The following is a 26,726-nucleotide window of genomic DNA, read 5'->3' as shown; positions in this document are numbered from 1 at the left end:
GCGAGCCAAAGTGGACTATGGAACAAGTTGGTTGTAGAGCCTAGGATCAGCGGCAGCTAGAAAGGATAGCTTGTATCCAGTTGCAGAAAACAGCGGCTATGGGAATGTAGCCCAAGTATGAAGGATGGCTCTGCGAGCCAGTCGGGTTGAAAACCCAACGAAAAAAGGACACGGGCTGCAAGCCCGCGCCAGCGATAGATATGAGGTATAAACCAGCAAGTATAAAAGTATAGCTTAAGTATAATATTTGGCTTTCAAGCCAGTCGAGTCAGAGACTCGATACCATAGTAAGACACAAGCCTGAAGACTTGCGCCAGAAAGAATGGGAAGGTATAACCAGAACGACACCGACACTACTCCGGCTTCTCCCGCTTATCCGAAAAAGGCGTGGGCTGCCCCACCATCCACTGCGGCTCACCTTTAAAACCGTTGAGCTCGTTGTGCTGGTCGAACGGGACCTTGATGCCGTGATAGTACTCCTGCAGCTTGTAGTCTTTGCGGAGCGGGTGGCCCTCCCAGTCGGCGGCGCAGAGGATACGGCGCATGTCAGGGTGGTCTTTAAAGTAGATGCCGAACATATCGAACACCTCGCGCTCATGCCAGTCGGCGGTGCGCCAGATGTGGCTGACAGTAGGCACCTGCGGAATTACCTCCTCTGAAGTGTTATTACGCGGCACCCGTACCTTCAGCGTCAGGTGATGGTCGTAGGGGATGGAGTATAACGTATAGATCACCTCCATGGTACCGGCTTCCGGTCCATTGTCCATCCCTGTCAGGCAGGAGAGGTAATCAAAGTATGTTTGCTCGTTATCGTGAAGCTCCAGGCACACCTCCGGCAGTCGCTCCGGCTGAAGGATAAGGTATGGCTGCAGGGCATTAGCGCTGGCATCAAGTATAACCTCTGCGCCAAACTTCCCCTCTATAAACTGCTGTAGCTCCCCAAAAGTCATAATTTTGAATGAGTGAATGAGCGATTGAGTGAATTAGGATAATTTATCAGCATCAGCCACCGGCTGGCCTTGCTGCGCACGCTTCGCCATAATCTGCTGCACGGCTCTTGGGGCGCGTATGGTTTCCTGGCGGATGATTTCCTGTAGCTTCAGGAAACCGCCGATCAGCGCCTCCGGCCTTGGCGGGCAGCCCGGCACGTACACATCCACCGGAATGATTCTGTCCACGCCCTTTACCACATGGTAGCCGTGCTCCCAGTACGGGCCGCCGCAGTTAGAGCAGCTTCCCATGGATATTACATAACGCGGTTCGGGCATCTGCTCGTAGAGGCGGCGCACGCGGTCGGCCATCTTAAAGGTAACCGTACCGGCCACAATCATCACGTCCGACTGACGTGGAGAGGCACGCGGGATAATGCCGAAGCGGTCCAGGTCGTAGCCTGAGGCATAAGCACCCATCATCTCAATGGCGCAGCACGCCAGACCAAAGCCCATCGGGAACAGCGAGGTCAGTCGTGCCCAGTTGAGCAGATCGTCGAGCTTGGTGATCACTACGCCGCCTTCTCCCGTCTTATCCTGTGGTAAATTCATCTGTTATTCTCCCTCCTGCTGCTGTGGCTTTCTTAGTTCATACTTCCGCTCGTTCACACGCTGGTATACATCCGTCGGTATTTTAGAGCGGCTTTGCGGAAGTATAGGCTTGGGCTTTATCCAGTCTAAATGTCCCTTAGCCCAGGCGTAGGCTAGTCCCAGCACCAGCACGCCTATAAAGATGAACATTTCTACGAGCGAAAACCATCCCCAGACACCGTCTGTGGCCTCTATTAAATCCCTGCGCCCGAATACTGTGGCCCACGGGAACAGGAAGGCCAGCTCCACATCAAAGATGATAAAGATGAGTGCCACCACGTAAAAGCGCGGGTTAAACTGCACCCAGGCATTGCCAATCGGCTCCTCCCCGGACTCATAAGTGGTCAGCTTCTCCGGGTTAGGCCTGCTCGGGCGGATTATCCTGGCGGTAAGCAGGCCGATGACCACAAAAATAGCCCCGCCCACCAGAAAGAGCAGGATGGTTCCGAAATCTGATGTATAGTTTTCTGCCATTGTGCTGCAGCTGTTTAGGCAAAATTACGATAAAATTGTGGGAATACCCCACCTACCTTTCTGGGGTAAGTCTTCAGACTTGTGTCCTACGATGAGGTCGGGTTTGTAACTCGATTGGCTTGAGAAGCCATACTTTATACTTTGGCTACACTTGCTGGTTTATACTTCATACCTATCGCTGGCGCGGGCTTGCAGCCCGTGTCCTTTTTTCGTTGGGTTTTCAACCCGACTGGCTCGCAGAGCCATCCTTCATACTTGGGCTACATTCCCATAGCCGCTGTTTTCTGCAACTGGATACAAGCTATCCTTTCTAGCTGCCGCTGATCCTAGGCTCTACAACCAACTTGTTCCATAGTCCACTTTGGCTCGCTCAAGCCCGCGAGGGCTCGTCCTTTGGCATCGCGCTGTGTTCCCTCCTGCGCCAAGGCGCTGCCCTGCGGGCACCGGATCTCACAAGGCGCTCCACCCAAGGACTGGGAACAGGTTCGATAGCCACTGCTATTTATCATCTCGACCTTTGGGAGAGATCTCTATAGAACTCCGGATAGATCTCTCGCCCTGCTCGAGATGACAGGGTGTGTGGCAAGTATAGCTCCCCTCCCGGCAGCTATAAAACTTATACTTTGGTAGGAGCAATTACAGACTCCCCTCCTTCAAGGAGGGGTAGGGGTGGTTGGATTCCATAACGGGAAACTCCCTCCCCTGCTTTTAGAGAAGAGCTGGAGAGGGGTAAACAAAACACCTCCCAAACCTGTAACAACTATAGCACCCTTCAACCACGAAAACATACTTTATACTATGCTTACCGGACGCGTAAACGCACCAGAGATAAACACTGATTACGGCTGGCTCAACACCGACAGGAGTTGGTCTATTAAGGACTTTGCAGGCAAGATCGTACTGCTCGACTTCTGGACCTTTGGCTGCATTAACTGCCAGCACATTGTGCCTGACCTGAAGCGGCTGGAGGAGGAGTATGCCGATGTGCTGGTGGTGGTCGGCATCCATTCTGCCAAGTTCGATGCTGAAAAGCAGAACGAGACCATCCTGCAGGCCATCCGCAAATTCGGGGTTGAGCACCCGGTGGTGAACGATGCCGACTATAGGATCTGGAACCAGTACGGCGTGCGCGCCTGGCCTACTACCGTATTGATAGACCCAAACGGCAAGGTGATCGGGCAACATGCCGGGGAAAATGTGTATGCTACCGTAAAGCCATACCTTGAGCAACTGCTAGAGGAGCACAAAGACCAACTGAACCGCGAGCCGATACGTTTCCACGTGGAGCATGCGCCGCGGCAGGAGGCTGATCTATACTTCCCGTCTAAGCTCATCAACGACGCTGAAGGCAACATCTACCTCTCCGACAGCGGCCATAACCGCATCTTAAAGCTAAACCAGCAGGGGCAGGTGCTGGAGACCATCGGCAGCGGCGCTCAGGGCTTCGATAATGGTAACTATGCCGAGGCTACCTTTTACGAGCCGCACGGCCTGGCGCTGTTCCGGAACATACTTTACGTGGCCGACGCTAAGAACAATGCCATCCGAAAGGTTGACCTGGAGGCAAAGCAGGTAAGCACTGCAGCCGGCACCGGGGAACTGGCCTACTACTTCCTGGACGACAAGCTGGACGAGCCCGTGAACCCCAACAGCCCCTGGGACCTGCTTGTATTGGGCGAACACCTCTACATCGCCAATGCCGGTAACCACCAGATCCTGCGCATGGACTTAGCCTCCGAAAAAGTATACCGTTACGCCGGCAGCGGCCGCGAGGCGCTCACGGATGGGCCTTTACTTCAGGCTGCCTTTAACCAGCCCAGCGGCCTGGCTCATAAAGGCCCGGTGCTCTACATAGCCGATGCCGAGGCCAGCGCCATCCGCACCGTAAACACCGAAACAGGCATGGTGCTGACGCCGCTCGGGCGCGGCCTGTTTGATTTCGGGGATGTGGACGGCTACACCGACGATGCGCTGCTGCAGCACTGCGTAGGCCTGGAGGTAATTGACAGCGATGTGTACATTGCCGACACCTATAATGGCAAGGTAAAGGTACTGGACGTGCAGCGCCGCCGGGTGCGTACCTTGACTGATGGCCTCCACGAGCCCAACGACATCATCTTCCTGAATGGGCAGCTCTGGGTAACCAGCACCAACAGCCATCAGTTGTTTACTATTGATATACATACCGGCCAGAAGCAGGAGGTGCAGGTAAGCTTCGATACGATTGAAGTATAGACTTGCTTAAGCAGCCGCCTGGCTGGTAAGTTGCTGCTTTACCCGAAGCGCCTGCTGCACATGCCGCTCCTGGTGGGCCACTACAAACTCCAGCGTCTCCCCTGTCCGCAGTTTCAGCAGCTTGAAGAACTCCACCGGCACCGCCTTCCTGTTCAGGTTTACCTTGCCCGCATCGTGAATCAGTTGCAGTAACTCCTGCTGTTGCTGCAAAAACTCTTCTATGGTGGCGCGGGTCAGCTGGCTGTTGTTGGGGTTCATGTGCTTCACGGTCTTGTGCTTCTTCATGTTCTGCGGCCGCACCATCTCCAGCGACTTCTTGCCCAGCCAACTGTAAGTTATACTTTGCACGTAGCTTCCGGCGGAGTTCTGGGCAATGGCTTTAGCCAGGGCCGGGTTATAATAGCGGCTATAGCGGTTCAGGTGCTCCAGGCACTCCAGCATGCTCCAGCTATCGGGGGCAGGTTTGTAGTTAAGGTCCACCAGGCTCAGCGAAGCGAATTCCTCCGCTACGGTTTTGTATAAGCCTCTGGTAATTTGGGAAAGTTGTTCCAGTGTGGTCATGGCGATCATAGTTTTAAGTGTACAGCCCAAAGGTACAGCAGGTTATACGCACCAATCCTTGACAGGAATCAAGTTTTATATCTTCAGCCTGCTCAGCGTCTCCGGTGACATGCGCAGGTAGGAGGCAATATACTTTTTGGGGATGTGCTGGAACAGGTGCGGACTGCGCTGCAGTACGCGCTGCAGGCGTTGCTCCGGCTCAGGCAGCAGCAAATCCACTTCCCGCTCTATCTTGCCCAACAGCGCCTTTTCCAACTGCTCGTACCAGAAGCGCTTGATGTGGGGGCGCTCCTCTACCAGCTGCATAAAATCATTTTTACTGATGCCGAGCAGCTCGCTTTTCCGGAGGGCCTGTATGTAATAATCGGATGGTTTGCCGGCTACGAAGGAGGGGAAAGAAACTACCAGTGTATTGGGGTAAGCAAAGCCTACGCAGATCTCCTCGTCGGGGAGGGGGTAATAGAGGCGTAGTGCCCCACTGGCTACAAAGTATAAGTTCTGCTCCACCTGGCCCTGCCGTGTCAGGAAATCATACCGGCTCAGGTGCACCCGCTTCTGCCATAGCATTTCCAGGGCGGCTATGTCTTCCGGTGCCAGGTATGGGATTTGCTGGAGGAGGGAAAGGGGCATGGGGGTTAAATGGCAAAATGCTCTCGATGGTACCTGATAAACTCCTTATTGATCTTGTGTTCGGTATTTATATTTAATTCACCTTCTAAACCAGTCAGACTAAAATCATCGTTAATGGTGAATCCTCCAAAATCAAACATTACATGATGGTTTGGGCATAAGCAGAGCAAATTATCTAAGGTATCTGGCCCATTATGTGGCTTACCAAGTGGCTTTATATGTGCAGCTTCAGCATAAAAGCCAGCGCTTGTGTAGAGTTTAACATTACAAACCTGACAGTGAGAGTTATAGATCTCCTTCACTTTTATCGTCAGGCTATAGTCGCGGTTGATTCTCTGTTGTGTAACAGCTGTTCTGCTTGTCTTTGAATATCCTGGAGTTTCTTCTTTTACCTCAAAACCAAATCGATTGTCCGTATCTACCTTTTCGAGGCGGAACAACCATACATTGAAGCCAGACTTCCCTTTCTTCTTCCAGTATTTAACCACTTTATAAAGACCATCATATCTATAGCCATATTCAGGAGAGAATTTAGATTTATGGTTTGCACCTCTAATCACTCTAACAGGCAAACCATTTTGGCAGTTAAGCGCTAAGGCTAAATTTTTATCTGATAGAGTTTGATCTGTTATTTGCTTCTTTGAGTTATGATCTCTGCCGCCATGACCAGTATAAATGATCACATCTCCTAAATCTTGATCATCTTCATAACCACCAGACAGTACGATAGAATCTGCACCTTCTTTTTGAGAACCACTTATACCTGCCTGGGTGGGCCTATGAACTTTATTATGTGAAAGTATCAATCTGCTTTCGAATACATCACCTTCATAAACATTAGGTATATGCCCAAAAATACGTTCTGCCATCGGGGTTATACTTGGTTGTTGCGCTAGTAAATGTAGTTATTTATATGACAACACTCCCCCCTACCGCCGCTGCTCAAACTTTTCAAACCCCTGCAGTTCCTGCTTCTCCTCCACCTCCACTTTCTCCACCTTGGCGCGGCGGGGACCATCATGTGCCCACTGCTCCAGTTGCTTCAGGGCTTCGGCGTCTCCTTCGGCCTCTAAGTATACCGTGCCGTCGGGCTCGTTCTGCACAAAGCCCGAAAGGCCGAGTTCCTGCGCCTTCTCCTGGGTGCTGGCCCTGAAGAATACCCCCTGCACCTTGCCATGCACGCGCATGGCTACGCGTTTTTTATCTTTCTCCATAGTACAAGTATCGTCTGTGCGGTTTAATCAGTTCTCCTGCCCTTCATCCGCCTCACATGCCTGCCTTACGTCCTCCAGCTGCTCCTCGTTTATCCAGCCCATTTTCACGGCGTGTTTGGCTGCAGTGAGTGTCTCCTCCACCAACTCCATTTCCACGCCCTGCGCCTTTACCTGTTCGGCTATACTTCTTACTTCTTTGTCGCGCCCGTCCGGCGTCACATCCCGGATATAAATACCCAGAACGCGCCCCGGGTACTCCTGCACCACCTTCTGGTATATCTCCGGGTCGTGCTCCCCGCTGTCGCCGAGGCAAATGAACCTGAGGTATGGAAAGGTGTCGAGGATGTGGCGTATTTTCTCGAGCTTATACTCTTCCTCGCTGGTCTCAAAGTCGCCCCTGTCCAGGCGGGTGCCTTTGTCGCGCAGCAGCAGCGGTCCTTCGGGGATGTCGTGCGAGTGGAAAAAGCTGATCAGCAGGTCGTACAGGTTCCACTCGCTGCCCGATACGTAAAAGAGCGGGTTCCGCCCTTTGCCGTCGCTGCCCTTGCACAAGGCCCGGAAGAAGCCGGCCACTCCCGGAAACGGGCTGCGCTCGGTGGCATTTTTCATTAGCGTCAGCCTGAGCCGCCCCACAAAGTCCTTGATGTTGGATACCAGCACTGTGTCGTCTATATCGGAGATGATGCCGAACTCTACCTCGGTGCCTGGCGCAAACACGTACGCCTCTGCCTCCAGCCGGTCTTTTTCGGTCTTGGGGTCCAGCAGTTGCAGCTTTATCTTGTTGCCGGTGGTGCTGTAGTCAATGGCAGTATCGGGCCGGAACTCCACGTCAAAATACCCTTCTTCATCCGTCACTACCTCCACCTCCTGCCCGGCAAAGCTGGCTTTCACCCGCACGCCCGGTATCTCATCCGACTCAAAACGCTTATAAGTGTCCTTCAGATGGGTCAGCACGCTGTCGCCTGCTTTGGGTTGCTTTACCTTTTCGTCTTCCAGCACCCGCCCTTTTACGTACACGTAGTGCTTGTTGCCAAAGCCGTAGTAAGGCATAATGTTGATGGGCTCCAACAGGTTCAGGGAGTCTTTTACCTTAAACTTCGCCATCGAGAGGCGGTGCTCCACCTGCTCCAGGGCAGTTAGCAGCTTGTCTTTTAGATCAGGGGTTAGTGCAGGCATAAAAATGGTTTTTATTCTTTTGAACGAGCCATACTTGCCGGAGTTTGGCGTTAGAATAGAAGTACGCGAAAGAACGATTACCGCAGCCAGGTTTGTTATCTTTGAAACACGTATACTTGTATACAGCGCCGCACCTATTGGAAGTTACCTGATACGGCGCACATACTATACTTAGAAGGAATTAAAACGATGTCATTACTATTCACTGATTTTAAGAGCTGGCAAAAGCACTGCGCTGAAACCGGCGAACCGTTATACCAGCCTGTGCTCGAGTACGAGATTGAGCAGAAAGGCCGCACCGAGGAGTTTATCTGGGAGAACATCGCCAAAGCATACGAGGTGATGAAGGATGCCGTACAGACCGGCCTCAACGAAGACATGAAGTCGCGCTCGGGCATGGTGAACAACGGGGCCAAAAAGGTAGCCAGATCGCCGGTAACGGTGCTCTCGCCGGAGTTTCAGATGCTGGTGTCGCGGGCGCTGGGCGCCAAGGAGGTGAACTCCTGCATGGGCCGCGTCGTGGCCGCACCAACGGCCGGAGCCTCGGGCATACTTCCGGGCACGCTCACCACGCTGCAAGAACTGCATGGCCTGGAGGACAGAAAGATTCATGAGGCCCTGCTGGTGGCAGCCGGTATCGCCCTGATTATTGAGCAAAACGCATCGCTGGCCGGAGCCGTGGGCGGCTGCCAGGCCGAAACAGGCAGCGCTGCCGCCATGGCCGCAGGTGGTATTGTCTATTGCCTCGGCGGTGATGTGCCGCAGATATTCAATGCCGTGGCCATTACCATCCAGTGCATGCTGGGCCTGGTGTGCGACCCGGTAGCCGGACTGGTGGAGGTGCCGTGCATTGTGCGAAACGCCAGCGCAGCAGCCATTGCGTTCTCGTCGGCACAGCTCGCCATTGCCGGCGTAGACCCGGTGATACCGGTAGACCAATGTGTGGCGGCTCTCGGCGAGGTAGGCGAAAGTATGGAGCGCAAGTATAAAGAGACTGCCGAGGGTGGTCTGGCCAACACCCCAAGAGCCCGCGAGATCGAAAACTTCGTGCTGGTGCAGGATGTGGAGATCCTGCCGGACGAGGACGAGCAGGAGTAGCCAGAGGGGCAATTTCATAACATGATGCTCTCGCAGCGCGGTTAAGGAGAGACGCAGGTTGCTGCGTCTCTTTTTTTCATCCCTGTCCGCCATACATCTGTGCTAGCCCTACAGACACTCGGCTTTTCTGCCATTTAAGCCGTACCTTTGCAGAGACAAAAGAAAGAACGCTTTTCTGTAAAAATTCATAGATATGCTCAGAAGACCAAGACGAAACCGCCAGACCGAAGCTATTCGTAACCTGGTGCAGGAAACAACACTCCATGTAAACGATTTTATACTTCCGCTCTTCGTTATCGAGGGGCAGAACCAGCGGGTTGAAGTCGGCTCCATGCCGGGGATTAACCGCTTTTCCATAGACACGCTGCAGGACGAGATCGCTTCCTGCGTGGAGCTGGGCGTGAAAGCCTTTGCGCCTTTCCCAAGTATACCGGATCAGCTTAAAGATAAGTATGCCTCCGAGAGCCATAACCCCGACGGCCTCTACGCCAACGCCATCCGTGAGATAAAGAAGAACTTCCCGGATGTGGCGATCTTTTCAGACGTAGCCATGGACCCTTACAGCTCCGACGGACACGACGGCATTGTGGAGAACGGGGAAATCCTGAACGACGAGACATTGGAGGTGCTGGGTAAAATGGCCCTGGCCCAAGCGCAGGCCGGTGCCGATGTGGTAGCTCCTTCGGATATGATGGATGGCCGCGTGGCGCACCTCCGCCATGTGCTGGACGAGAACGGTTACCAGAAAGTAGGCATTATGAGCTATACTGCCAAGTATGCCAGCGCCTTCTACGGCCCGTTCCGAGATGCCCTAAGCTCTGCGCCTAAAATGGGCGACAAGAAAACCTACCAGATGAACCCGGCCAACACCCGCGAAGCCCTACTGGAGGCCGAGCTCGATATTGCCGAAGGCGCAGACTACCTGATGGTGAAGCCAGCCCTGGCCTACCTGGATATCATCAAATCGCTGCGTGAGAACTCGCACCTGCCCATTGCCGCCTATAACGTGAGCGGAGAGTACGCCATGGTAAAGGCCGCCGCCCAAAAAGGCTGGATCGACGGGGAGAAAGCGATGCTGGAGAGCCTGCTAAGTATAAAGCGCGCCGGTGCCGACATCATCCTGTCCTACTTCGCCAAAGAGTTCGCGCAGTATCAGAAGCGATAGCACGTATAAATTTTATACTTTAAGGAAGCGCACCGGCCATGGCTGGTGCGCTTTTTTGTTTGAGTGAGATTCCCCTCACCCCGGCCCTCTCCTAAGAACAGGGGAGGGGGTCTGTAATGGCTTCTACCAAAGTATAAGTTTCATAGCAGGCGCTATCGCGCGGAAAGGTCGCGACCTGTCCCTACAGAAGTATGAACCTACCCCTAGCCCCTCCAAGGAAGGGAATTGTTCAGTATACGATTAACATCCCCCTGCCCCCCTCAAAGGGGGACTTGGTTCAATTTGCAAAGCCGCGGCTATCGAATCTGATCCCAGTCCTTGGGTAGAGCGCCTTGTAGATTTACGGTTTCGCTTTAGCGAAATTGCGGAGACCGCAGGTCAAGCAAAGGAAATGTACACAGCGCGATGCCCCAGGACGAGCCCTCTCGGGCTGGAGAGCAGAAAGTATACTATGGAACAAGTTGGTTGTAAAGCCTAGGATGAACAGCGGCTAGCAAGTATAGCTTGCTTCCAGTTACAGGAAGCAGCAGCTAGCAAGTATAGCTTGTATCAGGTTGCGCGTAGCGGAGGCGAGGAAAGTATAAACCAGCAAGTATAATCGTGTGGCTCACGTGGAACCGGAGATTCGCAGCAGAGGGGTTCCGGACACGGATGTCCGAAACAGCGGGAAGTATGAAATATTGCCAAAGTACAAGAATGTCTTTCCAAGCCAGTCGGGTTGCAAACCCAACGAATAATAAGACACGGGCTGCAAGCCCGCGCCAGCGGAAGTATGAAGTATAGCTGAAGTATAAAATCCTGCTCATCCCTTCATCTCGTAAATCCCGATGCAGACAAGTATAAAAGCATAGCCCAAGTCTGGAAGTATAGCCTACTTAATATTAGTTAAATAAAGCAGCGGCTACGAAAGTATAAACTAGCCCCACTACGTATTATAAAAACAGAACTTCAATAAATTCTTGTCTTCCCCTAACACAAGAACCACTTTGTCTTTATCCTGATTTATACTAACTTTAGAATGGAACATCTTTACCCTGCTATATTTATATGAGAGGACTGAGCCTTTGGCTTGTTACGCTGGGCCTGTTTACAGGCACTACGGCCTTTGCCCAGCGTGGCCTTACCCCTGACCGTACCAACACGCAGGAGCTGCAGCGCATTGCCTCTGCCGCAGAGAAGAATTACCAGGCCAGCCGGGGAAAGGCGCTGGCACTAGCTGAGAAGTATGGCTGGGTTATCGAGAAGCAGTATAAAGACGGGACCGTCATCTCGCTGCAGGGGCTGGATGAGACCGGCATGCCCGTCTACTACATCACCTATAACAACACCAGCTCCGCCTCCACTACAAGGGTAGACCAGCTCTGGGCCGGCGGCTCACTGGGCCTTAGCCTGAGCGGCAGTAGCAGCAACTTAACCAATAAGTTGGCCATCTGGGACGGTGGCCGTGTGCGCGCCTCGCATCAGGAACTGACTGGCCGTGTTATCCAGAAAGACAATCCCACCAAGGAAAGCGAGCACGCCTCGCACGTAGCCGGCACCATGATAGCCAGTGGCATCAACCCGCTGGCGAAGGGGATGGCCTACGGCTATAAATCGTTGCTAGCCTATGATTTTAACGGGGATAACGCGGAGATGGCCGAGGCGGCGAAAGACCTGCTGCTCTCCAACCACTCTTACGGCAGCCTGGCCGGCTGGCGCTACAACTCCGAGCGCAAAGGCACCGACGAGGACCCTTACTGGGAGTGGTGGGGCAACACCAGCGTGAGCAAAGAGGAGGATTTCACCTTCGGATACTACAACAGCGAAGCCGCCACCTGGGACGAGATCGCTTTTAACGCGCCTTACTACCTGATCGTAAAATCAGCGGGCAACAACCGCCAGGAAAACGGCCCGAAGGTGGGTGAGCCATACTTTCAGCGCAACAGCAACGGCACCTTTGAGCTCGTGAAGTCGCGCCCGGCAGGTATAAGCAGCAACGATGCCTACGACGTGATCTCCACCTCCGGCACGGCCAAAAACATACTGACGGTGGGGGCCATACGTGCTGTTACCGATGGGTACAACCAGCCCCTGGATGTAAAGATGGCCGCTTTTAGCTCCTGGGGGCCTACCGATGATGGCCGTATCAAGCCGGATGTGGTTGCCAATGGCATAGACGTGCTCTCCACCTACTCCTCCAACGACAGGAGCTATCAGGCGCAAAGCGGTACTTCGATGGCCTCACCCAACGTATCCGGCACGCTGCTGCTGCTACAGGAGCATTACGCCAACGTGAACCCCGGCAAATTCATGCGCGCCGCTACCCTGAAAGGCCTGGCCATCCATACCGCCGATGAGGCCGGCGCCACGGCAGGCCCTGACTACCGCTATGGTTGGGGTTTGGTGAATGCTGAGTTGGCCGCCAAGGTGATCAGCAACACCAACGGTACGCACCTGCTGGAGGAGCGGGCGCTGAAGCAGAGCGAGACGCAGACGCTGGAGGTAACCGCCTCGGGCAACGGCCCGCTCAAGATCACCATCTCCTGGACCGACCCCAAGGGCACCGTAACGGCGGCAGGCACCAAGGCGCTCAATAACCGCACGCCCAGGCTGGTAAACGACCTCGATGTCCGTGTATCCGGCAACGGGAAAGACTACCTGCCCTGGACCCTGGACCCGGCTGCCCCGGAGGCAGCCGCCACACCAGGCGATAACGTGGTGGATAACGTGGAGCAGATCCTGATTTCAGATGCCGTTCCGGGCAAGAAGTATACCATCACCATCAAACATAAAGGCACTTTAAAGGAAGGCCCGCAGGCATACGCGCTGCTGGTAAGTGGTGTGGGAGGCACGGCGGCCTGCGCCAGCGCCCCAACCTCTAACCAGGGGGCCCGCATCAGCAAGCTTACCTTCGGGACTCAAAGTATAAATCAGAAGGATGACTGCACCACGTACCGCGACCTCACCTCCACAGTGTTTACCATGGAGCCAAGCCAGGCAAAGCAGCTGAAGCTGGAACTGGGCAGCTGCGGCACGCCCGCCGTCAGTATAGCCAAGGTATACATCGACTGGAACGGCAACGGCAGTTTTGCGGACCCCGGCGAGGTGGCCGCTACATCTGAGATGATCAATGGCAATGGCACTTTTGCGGCCACTATACAGGCACCGGGTACCCTGGTAGCGGGCAACAAGGTACGGATGCGTGTGGTGGTGCAGGAATCCACCGATGCCTCCGCTGTAAATGCCTGCAGCAGCTATGGCCGCGGCGAAACCCAGGATTACCTCATCCAGTTCGTGAGACCACAGCGCGATGTAAGTATAGCCGCTGTGCATCCTGTTGGGGGCAGTGCGCTGTGTGCCTCGCCGGAGCAGGCCGCGATGATCACCATCCGGAACTATGGCACCGCAGCGCAGCAGAACATCCCGGTAAGTATAAAAGTGCTGAAGAACGGACAGGAGCTGACAACGCTGACCGGCACTTTTGACAAGGAGCTGCCCCCCTTTGCACAGGCGGAGCTGCTTGTAGACAGATCCTTTGCCACGGAGGCAGGTGCTACCTATGAGTTGGTGGCGCAATCGGGGCTGGCCTCGGATGCCGTGGAGGGCAACAACCAGCGCGGGTATACGTTTACGGTTGCCGGCGAGGCGGCCACACCTGTAGCTGCCTCGGCTTTCCGGTGCGGCGACAGCCCGGTTTATACGTTGTCGGCCGAGGGCGGCGGTACGCCTTTCTGGTACACCTCCCCTACCAGCACCACGCCGGTGGCGGCAGGCAACCAGGCGCGGGTGCAGGCTTCGGCGGCAGGCAATACCCTCTTCGCCGCCTTCGATGAGTTCTCGGCCACTGTTGGACCTAAAGATAAAAACCAATTTCCGGGAGGTGGCTATAACCAGTTTTCGCCTGATGTGCAGGTAACGACAGAGGCCCCGGTGGTGCTGGAGCAGGCGCGGTTATACATTGGCCACAGCGGCAAGATCACGTTTACAGTGTATGATATGAACGGCGCTCCGGTCTCTTCGCGCGTCCTCAGGGTTACCGCCACCCGCTCCACACCAGCAACAAAAGAACTGGTACAGCCCGACGACCCCAACGATCAGGGGCAGCTCTACTACCTGGGGCTGGAGCTGCCGCGCGCCGGCATGTATAACATCGCCATTTCTTATGAAGATAGCGCTACCATCTACCGCAACAACAAGGGCGTAAAAGGTTACCCGTTTGGGGTAGAGAATGTGTTTACCATCAGCGGCAACACCGCCACCTCGGAGTGGGCGAGCTACTACTATTACTTCTACGACCTGAAGGTGCGCGCCCTCGGCTGCCCGAGCCCGCGTGTGGCCGTAGCGCTAAAGGAAGGTACTCCGCTCGATCAGCCTAAGGTAACGCGTGAGGGCAAAGAACTTGTCTCGAGCCTGCCGGTGGGCAACCAGTGGTACCTGGATGGCGCGCCGCTGGAGGGCGCTACCGGCCAGCGCCTCACCCCGACGCTGAACGGCCAGTACAGCGTGATTGCTTTTACAGACGGTTGCGTGTCGGAGATGTCGCTTGCCTACAGGTATGAGGTGCAAAGCGCGGAGCGTAACGTGGGACCGGAGCTGATGGTGTTCCCGAACCCAAGCCAGGACGGCAAATTCAGCTTTACGGTAGAGACCTCCTCCCCTGAGAACCTGACGCTGACGGTGGTAGACTTGCTGGGCAAACAGCTCTACACTACGGCGGTGCGGCAAATTAACGGCCAGTACAAAGGTATGTTTGACCTGAGCAAGCACGCCAACGGCCTCTATATTGTACGCCTGCTGCACGGCGAGCAGGTGTATACCCGTAAGATTATGATCCGGAAGTAGTTATTTAAATATAAAGAGAGGCGGCAGCAACAAGTGCCGCCTCTCTTTATGTATGTTAAGCTATGATTTTGCAAGCTTCCGCTTCAGCGTCAGGTAGTCTAAATAATAGAGTACTTTAACTGAAAAAATACTGCTCTGCGGGGAGCGGAGGGTATGGGAGAAGTTGTTGAAGTAGTACGGTTCTACCAGGTTTACCTGCTCCTCAAAGGCGTTTTTCCAGACAATGCTAATCTCGCTGCCCGGAGCAAACCACCAGGAGTACACCATATCCAGGTTAAAGGAATTATAGTTCACATCCGGCGATTTTTCCGGTGTATACTGATACGGCTCCAGTGCACCGTTTTGGAGTAACTTAAAGTAGCGGTCGTGGTTTACTTTGCTCCAGTTATGCCACACCCGCAAGCCCAGCGACATCCGGTTATTAAAGACATAGCTACCCGAGAGGCTGTTGTAGATCGATCGCACCTCGCGTAAGCCAAAAACCACATCCGGATCTTTCCACTCGCTTCCCTTATCGTCTTTATATCGGACAATGTTTACGAACCCCATGTCATCATACCTGTTGCCTGACTCAAAGCTATAGGTAAAGCTAAGCTGATTGCTCACTCTAAAACGCGGCGAGATGCCATAGCTGAAGTTACGGCGCTGGTGCTCGTCAAACGTGCGGTAGGTCATTTCGAGGTCCAGGGCAAAACGCTTGCGGTAATCTGTAGACATCCAACCGCCAACGGTATAGTTTACCGGAAAAGCATACACCCTTCCGTTCAGGCGAGGCTCAAAGAAGTCGTAAGTCACGATGGGCTCCAGGTTGATTTGCAGCCCCGCGCTTGTGAAGTTCTTGAAGGTGCCGTTCACGTTGCTGTAGACAACGAAGTTCTGAAACTTGTTGGGCTGAAAGCGCCGCTCATACAAAGCCCCTACGGTAGTATACAGGTTCAGCAGCTTCCAGAAAGGGTCGTAGAAGTTATAGGAGAAGCTAACTTCCTGCGCCGATGAATTGTTCGTGAACAGGATGCCCAGGTCATTTGGGTTATACTTGTCTGAGTACAGCACATGCGATGCGTTGAACTGAAAATTACCGCTCACTTTACCCGCCCCCACCCGGTACATGTAGCCCCGTTCCGTGTCGTCCGGGTGAAACTGCTGGCTCAGGGCGCCCTTGCCGTCAATGGCGTACTTGTTTCCTTTGTTGGCTATCCTGAAGAGTAGGCCCGTCAGGTTGGCATCGTAGGTGGAGCCTTGGCGCATCACGTTCGTGTTCACCAGCGTAACATAGGAGTTGTTTTTAAGCGACTGATCGAAAACGGCGATGTTGTAGTTGGTGAGCGGCTGCGTCTTCAGTTTTATCCGGTTCCCTTCTTTGTCTACCAGCTCGGCGTATTGCTCCCCTACCACCGCATTAAAGATTCCGATGCCCAAACCAGACTCCGTGCGGCCGGAAATCTTGGTGCCATTGATCATCTTGGTTTCGCTTGGACTCTCTACTACCTCATACGCACTGTAGGCATCGTCGTAAATAACCCCGGAGTTAACGGGCCTGCCCCCGATACGGCGGGAGTAGAAAAAATCGCCTTTGTTAAACAGCTCCGTCCCTTCCAGAAAAAACGGCCTGTTCTCGCTGAACTGCTGCTCAAACGGCGATAGGTTCAGCACGCGGTTATCAGACTGCACCTGGCTGAAATCCGGCACCAGCGTCATGTCCAGCGTAAAGGCGTCGCTTATGCCGTACTTCAGGTCCATGCCGCCACCAAAGTTGAAGTTGTGGGCATGCGAAGACGCTCCGGGCTTTTCCTGTGCCACGGGGTAGCGCTCCATATAGGCCGAAACGTATGGCGTGAACGACAGGCGCAGCGGGGCCTCAATGTTGCGCAGCCCCTCCAGCCGGCCCCATTGGTTGGCAAAGCCGTCTTTGGCTGGGTCTACGTAATTCCAGAAGTAACCCTCGCGCGTCGACTGCCGGTTGCGCATGAAATTTAGCCCCCATACCTGCACAGGCTTGCTGCTAAAGCGGATGGCGGAGTATGGAATTTTCATCTCGGCAACCCAGCTCGTTTCGTTCAGCTTGGTGCTACTCTCCCACACCGCATTCCAGCTCCAGTCTTCGCCGTTGGAAGAGTAGCGGGCATCGAGCTGTACGCCGGCTGGCGTCAGCAGAAAGCCAAAGCCATTTATTTCATCCAGATAGGTATCGAGAAAAATACCGAAAAAGTCTGTGTTGCCCAGGTCATCGCGGCGGCCCAGCTCCTGGAAGATAGAATCCTGCGACACGTCGTGCATGACGGCCCCTACATAGATGGCGGCATCGTCGTAGAGGATGCGCACCTCGGTCGGGTGTTTCTCCAGGGGCCCTGGGTTGGGCCTGTTTTTGATGAACTGCGTGGCGATATCTGCCTGCTGCCACACTGGCTCGTCCAGCACGCCGTCTATTTTCAGCGTTTGGTCCACGCGAAGCGCCTGCAAGGTTTTTTGAGGATAGTTATACTTCTTTTGCCCCTGCTTCTGCTCCTGGGCACTACAGGTTAAGTAAAGTATGAACGATGCAAGAGACAGCAGTAACTTTAGCTTCATAGTTTGGTGATGTAGGACAGATCTGGTTTAGCTAAGCAATCTTTCTTAAAAGATGGTGAAGCAGCAACAGACGTTGCTTTCAGGTAAACTTATATTTTAGCAAAGTTCAATTCTAAGACTCTCCTCCCGCTGCTCTGCTGTGCACTGCCGTTATAACCGCACCGGCTGCCCCGCTCTAGTAAGGTTTTGTCCTGTCACCACGCCTGCTGGTCCGTAAGAAACAGCAATTTTAATCATTTGTAGGCTATATCAAAGTATAAATATAGCCATATAGAGATTTATTTTATACTTTGCTTACATGAAGCACCTCTCTTTACTTATTTGTCTGCTGTGGATAGCAGCCTGCACTAGGCCGCAGCACCAATCCGACATACCGCAGCAGTCGTTCTACCAAAGTATGGGCAGCCTTTGCGGCCAATCGTTCAGCGGAAAGGTGATCTTCCCGGCCGATGGCAAGGATCCCTTTGCCGGTGCGCCCCTTACCATGATCGTGCAGACCTGCTCCGACTCCACCCTCCGCATTCCGTTTTGGGTGGGCGAGGATAAATCCAGAACTTGGGTGATCAGCAAAACGGCCGAAGGACTGCAACTGAAGCACGACCACCGCCATGAAGACGGCACCCCGGACGAGGTTACCATGTATGGCGGCATAGCTTCTACCGCACCCACAGAAGCGGAACAGCGCTTCCCGGCGGATGCTTTTACGGCAGAGCTCCTGCCGGCCGCCGCTACCAACGAGTGGACGCTCGCCCTCAGCCCCGACGGCAAAACGTTCAGCTACATCCTCAAGCGCGACAACCAGCTCCGCTTCCAGGCAGATTTTGATTTGACGAAACCGCTGGAGTAGTGAAGTAAACTAGGTCCGATTAGGCTGCCGTTACCCTATCGATTAAGCAGGATTGTTTCATTCTGGTAAACACGCTATTATAGCGCGGGCGTCCACACTCATGACCGGCTGTCGTTGGGCCTGCGGCCCAGTCGGATTACAAATCCGACCTCATAACAAGGCACGGGTTGCAAACCCGCGCCAGCAATTAGGGGATGAAAAGGCACTGCACCGAGGAGGAAAATTTGTCAATAGGCTTCCTGGCGCGAGTCTCCAGACTCGTGACTTGCTGTATTGTTGAGTCTCTGACTCAACTGGCCTGGGGAGGGCCAGGAAATAGCAGGACACAAGCGAAGACGTTCACACAACAAGTATGAAACAGACGAAGCCCGAGCTAAGAAAGCCCGGGCTTCGTGTTTTAAAGTATAACCTTGAGGCAAGTATACTTCAGCGGAGTATAAACTCCCCCTTCAAATACGGGTTACAGGTCCTCCTCCCGCACCAGCATCAGCACGGCCGACTGTGGCACGATAAAGTATTTCTCGCCGAGGTAGTTGATCTCGATGGCGTCGCGCTGCAGGTAGATGGCCAGGTCGCCCTCTTTCGCCTGAAGCGGGATGTAGCGCACCTCTTCCTCCTCCTGCCCCCACGTATCCTCATCGTAGCCAAAGTCGGCGGGGATCGGGTAGCCGGGACCAACCCGCATGATATAGCCCTCCTGCACCTTCTCCTTTGCCTGCACGCCCGGCGGCAAGTACAGGCCGCTCTTGGTCTGGTCGCTGGCCATTTTCGGCTTTATCAGCACGCGGTCACCTACAATGATGATCTTTTCTAACTTGTTATCCTCTGAAATTCTCATTTGTATTGTATGCATCTTATAAAGGATCTGCGGTTACTTTAAATCGCATATCAGCTTTAATGGTAATGTCTTCCGTTACCGGCTTCGAGATCTCGGCCTTGGTCCGGATAGTATAATTGTCCCCTTTGATGTATTCGTCGAGCTTGGCATTGGTCGATTTCAGCTTCAGCACATTACTTCCTGCCGGCACCTCGTCGAGGTAGGCAATTTTCACCTCCGGCTGCTTTTCGCTGGAAATGTACAGTTCGATGCGCTTCAGGAAGTCAAAGTTCTGGTTTTTAGGTGCCGCTATGGTCAGCTCTAACCTGTTCAGGCTTACATTCTTTACCAGCTCGGCACGGGTCTTATTGTTTTTAAACGTTTCCTCTGAGTTTGTGGTGATGGTAAACGGCGTAGCCGGAATAAGCGCCCCCAAAGGAAATCCAGACTCAATGGTAAAAGTCTCTTCTTCTTCGATGTAAAAAGTAAGCAGATCATCGATCTTCTCGCAGGCACTGGCTACTACGGCAAGCAGCAGCACGACCATCAGCATCATTCTTTTCATCAATGTCATGTAAAATAAAGGGTTTTAAAACACTTGCGGCGGGTAAGTCGGAGCCCGAAGCCCGCCTTACCCGCCGCAAGTTACAAAACATGAAGCAGTTTAGTCAAACATATCGCCTTTGCGCACTTTGCCGTCGCTGTCTTCGTTCCAGCTCATCGGGTACTTTTCGTCCAAGTAGGGCAGCGCGTCCACGGTCAGGTGCAGCGGCTTAAAGGTGTCGATCATCACGGCATACTCCTCTGTTTCCTTCTTGCCTATACTTGCCTCCACCGTGCCGGGGTGCGGGCCGTGCGGGATGCCGCCGGGGTGAATGGTGAACGACCCACGGTCCACGCCCTTGCGGCTCATAAAGTTGCCCTCCACATAGTAGAGCACCTCGTCGGAGTCTACGTTGGAGTGGTTGTAGGGCGCCGGGATGGACAGCGGGTGGTAGTCGAAGAGACGCGGCACAAAGGAGCAGATCACGAAGTTGTGCGCCTCAAAGTTCTGGTGCACGGGCGGCGGCTGATGAATGCGGCCTGTTATCGGCTCAAAATCCTTGATGTTAAAGGCATAGGGGTAAAAGTAGCCATCCCAGCCCACGGCGTCAAACGGGCTGGAGTTATAGTAGAATTGATGCAGCTCCCCCTCCTTCTTCACCTGCACCAGGTACTCGCCTTTCTCGGTTTCGGTGATCAGTTCCACGGGTGGGCGCATGTCGCGCTCGCAGAACGGTGCGTGCTCCAGCAGCTGGCCGAAGTGGTTGCGGTAGCGGCGCGGCGTCTCTACCGGGCTGAACGACTCGACTACCAGCAACCGCACCTGCCGCTCGCTTTTATCGAAGCGGAACTTGTGGATAACCGTGCGCGGGATAACCAGATAATCGCCGGGGCCAAACGGGATGCGGCCCATCTGAGTAAGTAAATCGCCGGTGCCGTCGTGTACAAACACTACTTCGTCGGCCTGCCCGTTTTTATAGTAGTAGTCCATCTCGTGCTCCGATGGGTTGCAGAGGCTGATGGCTACATCATTGTTAAAAAGCATGGTTTTGCGCGCGCTCAGGTAGTCGGGGCCGGTGGCGTTTACCTCTACGGTGCGCAGGTGCTGCGGCGCCAGTTTCACGCCCTCTGCCCGCTTGGGCGCATATGTCCTTGGCTCCCCAAGGCGGCTGATCTGCGTGGGCGGGTTAATGTGGTAGAGCAGCGACGAAACACCGCTGAAGCCCAGTGTGCCCACCAATTGCTCGGCATAGAGGCTGCCGTCGGGTTGCCGGAACTGCGTATGCCGCTTGTGCGGTATCTCCCCAAGTTTATAGTAAAAAGGCATATGGATTAGTTTTTAAGGTGACACTGTATTATTCGTATCTCGTAGCACGTATCAGGTAGCACGACTCTGTTTTATGACAATTAGACAAAAGACCGCTTGACAAAGGACCTCTCGAATATGGTAATCATCTCCCCTACCCCTCCCGGAAGGGGAGTTATACTTGCCAGGTAGCCGCTCTTTAAAAGGGGTAGTGGGGCAAACCATCAAAAAAGTCCTTTGTCTTATGTCAAACAGTCCCTTGTTACTGAGTCTTATGTCACCAAGTCCTTTCTCAAAAAGTCGTGCTACCTGATACGTGCTACGAGATACGCTAACGCTACATACTTCCTGACGCCAGGCTTTGGGCGCGGCTAAAGTGCCTTAGCCCCTGCTGAAACTCCTCATCCGACTGGTGCAGCACTGGGAAGAAGCCCTCGTTGCCGTACACGCTGCGGCCTATAAAGGCTTTCAGGTGGTTGCGCAGTAGGTTGCCGGAGCGCTTAAACTGTGCCTCGTTATATTCCACGCCGGCAGCCGTGGCCGTTTGCACCACCTCCTGCAGCATCTTATCGGTTACCTCAAAGCTCTTGTTAAACTTCTCGAACGGCATTTTCTCCAGCTCTTTCTTATGCTTCTGGTAATAGTTCAGACTATACTCCCGGATCACGTTCTTGTTATACAGCTGGCTCAGGTACTCCGACAGCTCGGTGGTATCGCGCGGCACGAAAACATCCGGCATAATGCCGCCGCCGCCATACACAGCCCGGCCGCCCAGCGTTTTATACTTCAGCGAGTCTACAAACAGGCTGCTGTCCGGGTGGAAATACTCGCCGTTCTCAAAGCGGTTCAGAATATCCTTTTCATAGTCCTCGGTATTTCCCGTATAAGGCTTCTGGATGGAGCGGCCGCTTGGCGTGTAGTAGCGCGAAATGGTCAGGCGCAGCTCAGAGCCGTCGTTGAGCGGGATCGGCATCTGCACCAGGCCCTTGCCAAAGGAGCGACGGCCCACGATCAGGGCACGGTCGTTGTCCTGCAGGGCACCGGCCACAATCTCGGAGGCGGAGGCGCTCCCCTCATCCAGCAGCACCACCAGCGGCCCCTGTTCAAAAGCGCCTTTGCGCTGGGCAAAGGTTCTGGAATCGTAACGGTTGCCCTTGCCGTCGGTGTACACGATCATCTTCTCGCCGGCAACAAACTCATCGGCCATACGGATGGCGTGGTCCATGTAGCCGCCGGGGTTGCCGCGCAAGTCGAGCAGCAGTTGCTCCATGCCCTGCTCCTTCAGCCTGGAGAGGGCCTCCATAAACTCCTCGTAAGTATGGGCCGAGAAGCGGCTCACCTTAATATAACCGGTCTTGTTATCCACCATATAACTCACATCCACCGAGTGGGTAGGAATCTTGCTGCGCTCAATAGTGAAGTTAAGCGGTTTTTTGAGAGCGTTGCGCTGGATGGTAAGGTCAACTTTGGTGCCTTTAGGCCCGCGCAGGCGCTTGAACACGCCCTCGTTATTGATGCCGGTGCCGGCCACGGTTTCCCCGTCTACTTTAATGATCTTATCGCCAGCTTGTATGCCTGCCGCCTCTGAAGGGCCTCCGCTGAGCGGCGTGATCACGTAAATGGTGTCCTTAAAGATGTTAAACTCCACGCCGATGCCCTCAAAGTCACCCTCCAGGTAAGAGCGTGCCATGGCTAGCTCGTCGGCCGGAATGTAGGCCGTGTGCGGGTCCAGCTTTTCCAGCATCTTAGTAATGGCGTAATCTGTGAGCTCCTCCACATCCACGGTATCCACGTAGTCACGGTCTATGTAGCTGAGCACGTCGCGGAACTTGAGGTACCCTTTGGCCGTGCCCTGCGGGTTCGTGGTGGATGGCGAGAACATGGTGGCCCCCAATAGCAGGCCCACCACCAGCGCCAGACTTATAAACAGGGGCAGCTTTATCTGGAATGAAGAATTCCGGACGCTGTTCTTTTCCTCACCATGCTCCATCTTGTCCATGTTCTTAAAGTATAAATTCAGTGAAATGCCACAGTACAGGCACGGCAAAGTAGTACAATAATTTACCTTAAATATACTGAGGTTCTTTATATCTATACAAATACAAATTTGTTAAAGTTGCTAATACGCCGCATACTTGGCGGTGGCCCGGGCGGACAGGGCAAAGTACGGCCCCCACTATCAGATTAATTTTTAATCCCTTACCTTTGCACACAGAACCTCAGGGCGGCATACGTATACTTATGGGCAGAATTTTAGGGATTGACTACGGCACAAAGCGGGTGGGGCTGGCCGCTACGGACACGCTCCAGATCATCGCAAGCCCCTTAGAAACCGTTCATGCCCAGGATGTGTTGTCTTACCTGAAGGCCTATGTGCAGCGCGAGCCCGTGGAGGCTTTTGTGCTGGGGATGCCCAAGCGCCTTTCGGGCGAGGCCACCGACAATACGCAGCACGTGGTGGGCTTCCAGCGCAGGCTGCTGAAGGAGTTCCCGGCCATCCCGGTGCACCTGGTGGACGAGCGCTTCACCTCCAAGATCGCGCAGCAGACCATGCTGGCCGGAGGGCTGCGGAAGAAGGCCCGCCAAGACAAGGCAACCGTGGACCGCATCAGCGCCGTTATCATTTTACAGTCGTATTTAGAAAGCAGAAACATATGATTTACCCAATTACCGCCTACGGAGACCCGGTTCTGAAGGAGCCGGCGCAGGACATCCCGAAGGATTTTCCAGAGCTGAAAGAGCTCGTTGAAGATATGTACGCCACCATGTACCACGCCCACGGCGTTGGACTGGCCGCCCCGCAGATCAGCAAGGGCATCCGCCTGTTTGTGATCGATTCGGAGCCGATGATGGACGATGAGGACAAGGGCAAGGGCGTGAAGAAGGCTTTTATCAACCCGGAGATTGTGGAGGAAGACGGCGAAGAGTGGGGCTTTGAAGAAGGCTGCCTGAGCATACCCGGCGTACGCGAGGTGGTATACCGCCCGGAGCGCATCGTGATCCGCTACTTCGACGAGAACTGGAACGAGCACGAGGACACTTACGATGGCATGACCGCCCGCGTGATCCAGCACGAGTACGACCACATCGAGGGCATCCTGTTCACCGATTATCTCTCTGGCCTGAAGAAGCGCCTGATCAAGAACAAGCTAGCCAAGATTTCGAAAGGCGAAGTGGACGCTGACTACAAGATGCGCTTCCCGGAAATGAGCAAGAGGCGCTAGGCTCATACGTTGGGTTTAATCAAAAAACCGGCCTGCCACATCCAGTGTGGCAAGCCGGTTTTTTGATTAAATTTATACTTGGGCAGTGCCTGTTCCTCCCTTTGTGTGACTGATAATCTAGGTTCTGTAACGGTTTGGCTATGGTGAGTTTATGCATTATAGCTGGTGTTGTACTGCGATGTTTTATGTATCTGTCCTAATTTCATCCCAACATTCCTCTATGCCTATTACCCAGTTAATGGCTTTGTGGCGCTCTGTGTAGATGTCATTGCTGTACTCTCCCAGCCTACCTACTTTTGCTCTTTTGGCAACCCAATGTAGCCTGTATATCAAGTCAGCCTGCTGGAGGATCTTTTCTACTTCAATCAAGCGAGTATTATTTATGAAATCAGAAGGGTCTTGTTTCAGAGCGACTACATCAGCCTGCCTATCTTCATTGCATTGTTCCAGCGGGCTGAATTCATCCCAAAGCCCTATTGCCCACCCCAACACCTCAATGCCTTCGGTTAGCCAATCTACATCTGTTCTGGCTTGTTTAGATAAAAAAAGACTGTTGAGAACTTTCTTTTCTTGGGGGCTCAGGTCATTGTAGAGCCCGTACCTTTTTAGGTCTTCTTTTATTTTACTTCTTTTGACTTTAAAGGAAATGCCGTACAGATAGCCCAAAACCAATATTCTCCTAGCAATATCTGAGGCTTTGCGGAGTTTTAGTTGCTCTAGATGTTCAATTAAAGGTAAAGCCGGATTAACCTCTAACCCAAAACCTTTAATGATACTTTCAGAATTAGCTTTTAATTCTTTTGGATTCATTGCAATGCTGTACAACTATAGTGTAAAAGGAGTTGTTCCGTTTAGCCAACCAACGGTAGGTGGATAAATGTAACCGGGCTAACGAATATACTATATACTTGCGAACATATAACACCCCGCCCATAGCTTCACTACCTACCCTTATTCCAGGCCCGGGAGCGAATTCTTCCGATAACTAAAGCTCTGTTAAAGCCTCTCTATTTCTATAAAGCGTTCAATTGATCGTTCTGTATTCCTGTATAAGGAATGCAGCAACCATTTACCTGTACCCCTCAAGTATGGCTGCCAAGTATAACTTCTCCAGTGGCCTACTTCCGCTTCGACATCGAAAGCCTGGTGGCTCTTATCTGCCGGGTAGCTAGGTAATGCACCCGCTCGTTGTACAGGAGCCAGCCGCCCACAGCGCCTACTATGCTGCCGGTAAGGATGTCGAAGAAGCGAGCCGTGATCAGCTCGCTTGGGTTAACGGTAAGCGCGGTACCGCTCTCGGCCAGGAAGATGGTAAGGATGGTAATGAAGATAACAGCGATGGCGTAGTTGCGCACCACCAGAAACTCCACAATGGTCTGCAGCACGATGATGCTGATGCTGATAACCAGCAGCGAGGGCTTGAGCAAAAGTATAAACCACGTCAGGATAAGGCCCAGGAAAGTACCCAGAATACGCTGCGCGCTCCGCTGCCATACATGCGTGGCGCTGGCCCCCTGCATCACGGCGGCACACGAGGTGGGCACCCAGTACGGTTTCTCCAACTCCAGCAGATAGCCGATGAGCAGCGAAAGCCCGACAAAGGCCCCGAATGTGACCGACTCCACAAAGTTGACATACTGGTTTTTGGATACTGTTATCACCTCGTCCTCGGAGCGGGTTTTCCGTAAGGTAACCAGGCTGTACACCAGCCCCAGGAAGCAGGAAATCATGGTTCCGACCCCAATAAGGCCGATGTTGTGCGGCACCGTTTCCAGGTTGTGTGGCATCGAGATCGCCACTGACGCGATCATGATAAAAAAGAAGTTGCCCGGCGGGCGCACCATTTTGAGGTAGTACAGCACCAGGTGCACGGCAAAGGCATACAGCCCCAGCACCACCGACGCCACCACCGGGTTGAAACCGAACACTATGCCCACGGTAAACGAGAGCATAATGCCAAAGGAACTGGCCATGAGCACGATCATCCGCCTGCCTATACTCTGCGACTGAATGTAAAGTATAACCAGTGCGGCCATGGAGGCCAGCTTGCCGTCCTGCAGGTTCCCCGTGTAGTAGCCGGCCAGTACAGGTATGCCCACGCACAGCCCGGCCAGAACAGGCAGGTGCCACTTGCGCTCTGTTTTCTTAAACTCAAAAAGCTGCTTTAGCATCCCTTGTTCCACGTCTTTCATACATTGGTTACTGGCTACTAAAGTATAAACGGAACCAGAAGCACAAATATAACGCTGATCCCGAAAATCAGGTAAGCCCATAGCTGCCCCAGTTGGATGTGTGCAGGGTAAGGGCAGTGGCTGCACGGCGGTGCTGAACGGGATACTTATCCACTTCTTCGATGTTGCTGTTGCTAAGTAGCCGCTTTCTTATGAAGGCCTCTGTGCTTCCCGGGGTGCCCGGCAAATCTCTTCTTAAGGATTGCGCACTATGGTGTGTGCTTAACGCTCTTACC

23 protein-coding genes are annotated in these 26,726 nt (G+C 53.7%); 7 read left to right on the top strand and 16 right to left on the bottom strand.

The window, feature by feature from the left end:
• Window positions 1–353: 353 nt before the first annotated feature.
• From OH144_RS18800 to OH144_RS18790, 3 genes are read right to left on the bottom strand one after another with little or no spacing between them, the layout of a single operon-like run.
• Complete coding sequence (locus OH144_RS18800; protein WP_266203815.1) at window positions 354–950, bottom strand: NADH-quinone oxidoreductase subunit C; 597 nt, start codon at window positions 948–950, stop codon at window positions 354–356.
• Between the two features lie 33 nt (window positions 951–983).
• The gene (nuoB, locus tag OH144_RS18795) at window positions 984–1,541 is read right to left on the bottom strand and encodes an NADH-quinone oxidoreductase subunit NuoB (RefSeq protein ID WP_266203814.1); all 558 of its coding nucleotides are present in this window, start codon (window positions 1,539–1,541) and stop codon (window positions 984–986) included.
• A gap of 3 nt (window positions 1,542–1,544) precedes the next feature.
• Entirely contained in the window at window positions 1,545–2,054 is a 510-nt protein-coding gene (locus OH144_RS18790; RefSeq protein ID WP_266203813.1) for an NADH-quinone oxidoreductase subunit A, read from the bottom strand.
• 798 nt (window positions 2,055–2,852) lie between these two features.
• Here OH144_RS18790 and OH144_RS18785 point away from each other — a divergent pair.
• On the top strand, window positions 2,853–4,289 hold the full coding sequence (locus tag OH144_RS18785) for a thioredoxin-like domain-containing protein (protein WP_266203812.1): 1,437 nt from the start codon (window positions 2,853–2,855) through the stop codon (window positions 4,287–4,289).
• Window positions 4,290–4,295: 6 nt separating this feature from the next.
• Here the strand turns inward: OH144_RS18785 and OH144_RS18780 are convergent, their stop codons facing one another.
• The 5 genes from OH144_RS18780 to OH144_RS18760 all read right to left on the bottom strand — a co-directional run bounded on the left by OH144_RS18780 (window position 4,296) and on the right by OH144_RS18760 (window position 7,870).
• Complete coding sequence (locus OH144_RS18780) at window positions 4,296–4,859, bottom strand: DinB family protein (protein WP_266203811.1); 564 nt, start codon at window positions 4,857–4,859, stop codon at window positions 4,296–4,298.
• Window positions 4,860–4,925: 66 nt separating this feature from the next.
• Window positions 4,926–5,480, bottom strand: a complete 555-nt coding sequence (locus OH144_RS18775; protein ID WP_266203810.1) for a Crp/Fnr family transcriptional regulator — start codon at window positions 5,478–5,480, stop codon at window positions 4,926–4,928.
• A gap of 5 nt (window positions 5,481–5,485) precedes the next feature.
• Entirely contained in the window at window positions 5,486–6,349 is an 864-nt protein-coding gene (locus tag OH144_RS18770; protein WP_266203809.1) for a YDG/SRA domain-containing protein, read from the bottom strand.
• Between the two features lie 60 nt (window positions 6,350–6,409).
• Window positions 6,410–6,694, bottom strand: coding sequence for an acylphosphatase (locus OH144_RS18765; RefSeq protein ID WP_266203808.1), 285 nt, complete (start codon window positions 6,692–6,694; stop codon window positions 6,410–6,412).
• 27 nt (window positions 6,695–6,721) lie between these two features.
• The gene (locus OH144_RS18760) at window positions 6,722–7,870 is read right to left on the bottom strand and encodes an App1 family protein (RefSeq protein WP_266203807.1); all 1,149 of its coding nucleotides are present in this window, start codon (window positions 7,868–7,870) and stop codon (window positions 6,722–6,724) included.
• Between the two features lie 189 nt (window positions 7,871–8,059).
• Here OH144_RS18760 and sdaAA point away from each other — a divergent pair, with 189 nt between their 5' ends.
• Complete coding sequence (sdaAA, locus tag OH144_RS18755) at window positions 8,060–8,968, top strand: L-serine ammonia-lyase, iron-sulfur-dependent, subunit alpha (protein ID WP_266203806.1); 909 nt, start codon at window positions 8,060–8,062, stop codon at window positions 8,966–8,968.
• 193 nt (window positions 8,969–9,161) lie between these two features.
• Window positions 9,162–10,133, top strand: coding sequence for a porphobilinogen synthase (hemB, locus tag OH144_RS18750; RefSeq protein ID WP_266203805.1), 972 nt, complete (start codon window positions 9,162–9,164; stop codon window positions 10,131–10,133).
• Window positions 10,134–10,663: 530 nt separating this feature from the next.
• Here hemB and OH144_RS18745 read toward each other — a convergent pair.
• Window positions 10,664–10,939, bottom strand: coding sequence for a hypothetical protein (locus tag OH144_RS18745; RefSeq protein WP_266203804.1), 276 nt, complete (start codon window positions 10,937–10,939; stop codon window positions 10,664–10,666).
• A 241-nt stretch (window positions 10,940–11,180) separates the two neighbouring features.
• Here OH144_RS18745 and OH144_RS18740 point away from each other — a divergent pair, with 241 nt between their 5' ends.
• Entirely contained in the window at window positions 11,181–14,954 is a 3,774-nt protein-coding gene (locus OH144_RS18740) for a S8 family serine peptidase (RefSeq protein WP_266203803.1), read from the top strand.
• Window positions 14,955–15,014: 60 nt separating this feature from the next.
• Here OH144_RS18740 and OH144_RS18735 read toward each other — a convergent pair whose 3' ends face one another.
• A complete protein-coding gene (locus tag OH144_RS18735; RefSeq protein WP_266203802.1) occupies window positions 15,015–17,522 on the bottom strand; it encodes a DUF5916 domain-containing protein in 2,508 nt (835 codons plus the stop codon).
• Between the two features lie 298 nt (window positions 17,523–17,820).
• Here OH144_RS18735 and OH144_RS18730 point away from each other — a divergent pair, with 298 nt between their 5' ends.
• Window positions 17,821–18,369: a hypothetical protein gene (locus tag OH144_RS18730; protein WP_266203801.1), complete on the top strand. Its 549-nt coding sequence runs from the start codon at window positions 17,821–17,823 to the stop codon at window positions 18,367–18,369.
• 460 nt (window positions 18,370–18,829) lie between these two features.
• Here OH144_RS18730 and OH144_RS18725 read toward each other — a convergent pair whose 3' ends face one another.
• The 4 genes from OH144_RS18725 to OH144_RS18710 form a co-directional block, all read right to left on the bottom strand.
• Window positions 18,830–19,207, bottom strand: a complete 378-nt coding sequence (locus OH144_RS18725) for a co-chaperone GroES (RefSeq protein ID WP_266203800.1) — start codon at window positions 19,205–19,207, stop codon at window positions 18,830–18,832.
• A 16-nt stretch (window positions 19,208–19,223) separates the two neighbouring features.
• Entirely contained in the window at window positions 19,224–19,760 is a 537-nt protein-coding gene (locus tag OH144_RS18720; RefSeq protein ID WP_266203799.1) for a hypothetical protein, read from the bottom strand.
• Between the two features lie 90 nt (window positions 19,761–19,850).
• The gene (locus OH144_RS18715) at window positions 19,851–21,056 is read right to left on the bottom strand and encodes a homogentisate 1,2-dioxygenase (protein WP_266203798.1); all 1,206 of its coding nucleotides are present in this window, start codon (window positions 21,054–21,056) and stop codon (window positions 19,851–19,853) included.
• Window positions 21,057–21,372: 316 nt separating this feature from the next.
• Window positions 21,373–23,025: a S41 family peptidase gene (locus tag OH144_RS18710; RefSeq protein WP_266206360.1), complete on the bottom strand. Its 1,653-nt coding sequence runs from the start codon at window positions 23,023–23,025 to the stop codon at window positions 21,373–21,375.
• Window positions 23,026–23,276: 251 nt separating this feature from the next.
• Between OH144_RS18710 and ruvX the strand changes: the two genes are divergently transcribed.
• Window positions 23,277–23,693, top strand: a complete 417-nt coding sequence (ruvX, locus tag OH144_RS18705; protein ID WP_266203797.1) for a Holliday junction resolvase RuvX — start codon at window positions 23,277–23,279, stop codon at window positions 23,691–23,693.
• Window positions 23,690–24,259, top strand: a complete 570-nt coding sequence (gene def / locus OH144_RS18700; RefSeq protein ID WP_266203796.1) for a peptide deformylase — start codon at window positions 23,690–23,692, stop codon at window positions 24,257–24,259. The genes ruvX and def overlap by 4 nt, the downstream gene beginning before the upstream one ends.
• A gap of 183 nt (window positions 24,260–24,442) precedes the next feature.
• On the opposite strand, the gene OH144_RS18695 is transcribed toward def, so the two are convergent.
• Together OH144_RS18695 and OH144_RS18690 are read right to left on the bottom strand one after the other, a co-directional pair.
• The gene (locus OH144_RS18695) at window positions 24,443–25,069 is read right to left on the bottom strand and encodes a DUF4272 domain-containing protein (protein ID WP_266203795.1); all 627 of its coding nucleotides are present in this window, start codon (window positions 25,067–25,069) and stop codon (window positions 24,443–24,445) included.
• A 308-nt stretch (window positions 25,070–25,377) separates the two neighbouring features.
• Window positions 25,378–26,451, bottom strand: a complete 1,074-nt coding sequence (locus OH144_RS18690) for an FUSC family protein (protein ID WP_266203794.1) — start codon at window positions 26,449–26,451, stop codon at window positions 25,378–25,380.
• Between the last annotated feature and the right edge of the window lie 275 nt (window positions 26,452–26,726).

Origin of the sequence: Pontibacter kalidii (genome assembly GCF_026278245.1) — a bacterium.
Taxonomy (GTDB): Bacteria; Bacteroidota; Bacteroidia; order Cytophagales; family Hymenobacteraceae; genus Pontibacter; species Pontibacter kalidii.
The sequence above is the reverse complement of the archived record's forward strand: the minus strand, read 5'-3'. Positions and strand labels throughout refer to the sequence as shown.

Coding starts and splice junctions, on each gene's coding strand:
- OH144_RS18800 (WP_266203815.1), bottom strand. CDS start 950: ATGACTTTTGGGGAGCTACAGCAGTTTATAGAGGGGAAGTTTGGCGCA.
- nuoB (WP_266203814.1), bottom strand. CDS start 1,541: ATGAATTTACCACAGGATAAGACGGGAGAAGGCGGCGTAGTGATCACC.
- OH144_RS18790 (WP_266203813.1), bottom strand. CDS start 2,054: ATGGCAGAAAACTATACATCAGATTTCGGAACCATCCTGCTCTTTCTG.
- OH144_RS18785 (WP_266203812.1), top strand. CDS start 2,853: ATGCTTACCGGACGCGTAAACGCACCAGAGATAAACACTGATTACGGC.
- OH144_RS18780 (WP_266203811.1), bottom strand. CDS start 4,859: ATGATCGCCATGACCACACTGGAACAACTTTCCCAAATTACCAGAGGC.
- OH144_RS18775 (WP_266203810.1), bottom strand. CDS start 5,480: ATGCCCCTTTCCCTCCTCCAGCAAATCCCATACCTGGCACCGGAAGAC.
- OH144_RS18770 (WP_266203809.1), bottom strand. CDS start 6,349: ATGGCAGAACGTATTTTTGGGCATATACCTAATGTTTATGAAGGTGAT.
- OH144_RS18765 (WP_266203808.1), bottom strand. CDS start 6,694: ATGGAGAAAGATAAAAAACGCGTAGCCATGCGCGTGCATGGCAAGGTG.
- OH144_RS18760 (WP_266203807.1), bottom strand. CDS start 7,870: ATGCCTGCACTAACCCCTGATCTAAAAGACAAGCTGCTAACTGCCCTG.
- sdaAA (WP_266203806.1), top strand. CDS start 8,060: ATGTCATTACTATTCACTGATTTTAAGAGCTGGCAAAAGCACTGCGCT.
- hemB (WP_266203805.1), top strand. CDS start 9,162: ATGCTCAGAAGACCAAGACGAAACCGCCAGACCGAAGCTATTCGTAAC.
- OH144_RS18745 (WP_266203804.1), bottom strand. CDS start 10,939: ATGAGCAGGATTTTATACTTCAGCTATACTTCATACTTCCGCTGGCGC.
- OH144_RS18740 (WP_266203803.1), top strand. CDS start 11,181: ATGAGAGGACTGAGCCTTTGGCTTGTTACGCTGGGCCTGTTTACAGGC.
- OH144_RS18735 (WP_266203802.1), bottom strand. CDS start 17,522: ATGAAGCTAAAGTTACTGCTGTCTCTTGCATCGTTCATACTTTACTTA.
- OH144_RS18730 (WP_266203801.1), top strand. CDS start 17,821: ATGAAGCACCTCTCTTTACTTATTTGTCTGCTGTGGATAGCAGCCTGC.
- OH144_RS18725 (WP_266203800.1), bottom strand. CDS start 19,207: ATGAGAATTTCAGAGGATAACAAGTTAGAAAAGATCATCATTGTAGGT.
- OH144_RS18720 (WP_266203799.1), bottom strand. CDS start 19,760: ATGACATTGATGAAAAGAATGATGCTGATGGTCGTGCTGCTGCTTGCC.
- OH144_RS18715 (WP_266203798.1), bottom strand. CDS start 21,056: ATGCCTTTTTACTATAAACTTGGGGAGATACCGCACAAGCGGCATACG.
- OH144_RS18710 (WP_266206360.1), bottom strand. CDS start 23,025: ATGGAGCATGGTGAGGAAAAGAACAGCGTCCGGAATTCTTCATTCCAG.
- ruvX (WP_266203797.1), top strand. CDS start 23,277: ATGGGCAGAATTTTAGGGATTGACTACGGCACAAAGCGGGTGGGGCTG.
- def (WP_266203796.1), top strand. CDS start 23,690: ATGATTTACCCAATTACCGCCTACGGAGACCCGGTTCTGAAGGAGCCG.
- OH144_RS18695 (WP_266203795.1), bottom strand. CDS start 25,069: ATGAATCCAAAAGAATTAAAAGCTAATTCTGAAAGTATCATTAAAGGT.
- OH144_RS18690 (WP_266203794.1), bottom strand. CDS start 26,451: ATGAAAGACGTGGAACAAGGGATGCTAAAGCAGCTTTTTGAGTTTAAG.